Origin of the sequence: Dietzia sp. DQ11-71, assembly GCF_014144995.1 — a bacterium.
GTDB lineage: Bacteria > Actinomycetota > Actinomycetes > Mycobacteriales > Mycobacteriaceae > Dietzia > Dietzia kunjamensis.
The window spans coordinates 1-2,687 of sequence record NZ_JAALDT010000391.1; the positions used below are offsets into that span (position 1 = coordinate 1).

Below are 2,687 nucleotides of genomic sequence, written 5' to 3' on the forward strand. Positions count from 1 at the left end.
TGCCGTACGGGCCGGTCGCGGGGTCGGCGGGGCGGATCGAGCACGTCGCGGCCCCGGGCGGGATCCTCGACCGCCACCTCATCGCCCGGCTCACCGGCGGCGACGTCGCCGAGCTCATCGTGACCCCGTGGCGCGGGGTGCTGGCCGTCCGCGAGTAGGCTGCGGGCTGTCCCACGGCGAGGAACCCGGTGCAAGTCCGGGGCGGTTCCGCCACTGTGAGGCCCGTCGAGCCGATGGGCCCAGCCAGATACTCACCGGGGATCAGCGCGCTCCCACCGCGTCGCTGCGACTTCTCACACCGGGGCGAGAACCCCGAGGAGGACCCCATGAGTGCTGCCCTCAGGCCGCCGCGTCGCTACGACTACGTCGACGACGGGCCCGCCATCTACGTCGACTCCTTCGCGACCATCCGCGGCGAGACCGACCTGTCCCGTGTGCCGGCCGACGCCGAGCGACTCGCCGTGCGGATGGTGCACGGCACCGGCCAGACCGACCTGACCCGTGACCTGCAGGTGCACCCCGGACTGGTCAGTGCGGCGAGGTCGGCGCTCGACGCCGGCGCGCCGATCCTCTGCGACGCCCACATGGTCGCCGCCGGGATCACCCGGGCCCGGCTCCCCCGCGACAACGACGTGGTGTGCACCCTGTCCGATCCCGGCGTTCGCGACCTGGCCGCGCGGATGGGCACCACCCGCTCCGCCGCCGCGCTGGCGTTGTGGGACGATCGCCTCGACGGCGCCGTCGTCGCGATCGGCAACGCCCCCACCGCCCTGTTCCACCTGCTGGAGATGATCCTCGACGGCGCTCCCCGACCCGCCGCGATCGTCGGCTGCCCCGTGGGTTTCATCGGAGCCGCCGAGTCCAAGGCAGCGCTCGCCGAGTTCGCCGACGACCACGGCATCGACATCCCCTTTGTCACCGTGCACGGGCGGCGCGGCGGGTCCGCGATGACCGCCTCTGCCGTCAACGCCCTGGCGCAGGAGGCGGAGTGACCGGCCGGCTGTACGGCGTCGGCGTGGGACCTGGCGATCCCGAGCTGCTCACCCTCAAGGCCGCCCGGCTCATCGGCGCGGCCGACGTCGTGGCCTTTCACGCCGGGCGCGGCAAGGAGTCCAACGCCCGCCGCATTGCCGCCGACCTCATCCCTTCTGGAGCGATCGAGGAGCGACTGGAGTACCCCGTGACCACGGGCGTCACCGACCACCCGGGCGGATACGCGGGCGCGATCGCGGACTTCTACGAGCGCAGCGCGCAGCGGCTGGCCGCACACCTCGCCGCCGGCCGCGACGTGGTGCTGCTGTCCGAGGGGGACCCGCTGTTCTACGGCTCCTTCATGTACATGCACGACAAGCTCGCCCCTCGGTTCGACACCGAGATCGTGCCGGGCATTCCCGCGTTCGCCGCCGCAACCGCGGCGGCCGCCACTCCCCTGGTCAGGCAGACCGACGTCCTCACCGTCCTGCCGGGCACCCTGCCTGAGCCCGAGCTCGCGCGGCGGCTGGCAGACACCGACGGCGCGATCATCATGAAGCTCGGACGGAATTTCCCGGCCGTCCGTCGCGCGCTCGAGGCGGCCGGTCGGCTCGACGGCGCGGTCTATGTGGAGCGCGCGTCGACCGACGCGGAGGCACATCACCCGGTCAGCGAGGTCGACCCGGACTCCGTGCCGTACTTCTCGCTCATCGTCGTCCCCGGCGACTCTCAGCACTCCGACCCCACCGGCCGCCGGCCCGCGCAGCTCTCTGCACCCGGGGAGCCCTCCCCGGGGCGTACCGCCGGCTCGGTTGAGGAGCAGTCCCCAGCATCGCGCGGCGTCGTGCACGTCGTCGGTCTGGGCCCGGGCCCGACAGAGTGGCTGACCCCGGAGGCTTCGCAGATCCTGTCCGAGGTCGACCACGTGGTCGGCTACGCGCCGTACGTCGCCAGGGTTCCGCAGCGGCCCGGGCTGCGTCGCCATTGCTCGGGCAACACCGTGGAAGTCGACCGGGCTGCATTGGCACTGGAGGTGGCCCGCGCGGGTGAGCAAGTGGCCGTGGTCTCGGGCGGCGACGCCGGGGTGTTCGGTATGGCCTCGGCGGTCTTCGAGGCCGCGGACGATCCCCGCTTCGCCGACATCGACATCCGCGTCGCGCCCGGCGTCTCGGCCGTGCAGGCGGTCGCTGCGCGGGCCGGGGCCCCCATCGGCGCGGACTTCGCCGTCATGAGCCTGTCCGACCGGCTCAAGCCGTGGGAGGTCATCGAGCGCCGCCTCGACGCGATCGCGGCGGCCGACCTGGTGCTGGCCGTCTACAACCCGGCCTCGCGCTCGCGCACCCGTCAGGTCGCCGACGCCCGCGAGGTCCTTCTCCGCCACCGCTCCCCGACCACGCCGGTGATCGTGGGCCGTGATGTTGGGCGAACCGAGGAATCCCTCACCGTGACGACTCTCGCCGACCTCGACTGCGACTCCGTCGACATGAAGTGCCTGCTCATCGTGGGCGCCTCTGGGACCCGGGTCACGGAGTCGGGACGCGTGTGGAGTCCGAGGTTTGTGACGTCGTGAACTCTGATCACTCGGGCATCGGCTAGACCCGAAGCCAGTATTGGCTCGCCAAAGCTCGGAAGTCATGGAGGCCTCCCGCGATCTGAGGCCGGTTTGGGCCGACTACTTGGGAGGGCGACATGACCGACATCTACTACGCGGACGA

Annotated in this window: 2 protein-coding genes and 1 riboswitch; both genes read left to right on the forward strand. The window is 72.1% G+C overall.

Features of this window, described 5'->3' with window-relative positions; genetic code table 11:
- Positions 1 to 178 precede the first annotated feature (178 nt).
- Positions 179 to 253: riboswitch (cobalamin riboswitch) on the forward strand.
- A 73-nt stretch (positions 254 to 326) separates the two neighbouring features.
- Positions 327 to 992: a precorrin-8X methylmutase gene (locus G6023_RS13125; RefSeq protein WP_132061908.1), complete on the forward strand. Its 666-nt coding sequence runs from the start codon at positions 327 to 329 to the stop codon at positions 990 to 992.
- Positions 989 to 2,542: a precorrin-2 C(20)-methyltransferase gene (locus tag G6023_RS13130; protein WP_182635921.1), complete on the forward strand. Its 1,554-nt coding sequence runs from the start codon at positions 989 to 991 to the stop codon at positions 2,540 to 2,542. The genes G6023_RS13125 and G6023_RS13130 overlap by 4 nt, the downstream gene beginning before the upstream one ends.
- Positions 2,543 to 2,687: the final 145 nt, after the last annotated feature.

What these genes read in the sequence shown, in the direction of transcription:
- G6023_RS13125 (WP_132061908.1), top strand. Translation starts at nt 327, where the DNA reads ATGAGTGCTGCCCTCAGGCCGCCGCGTCGCTACGACTACGTCGACGAC.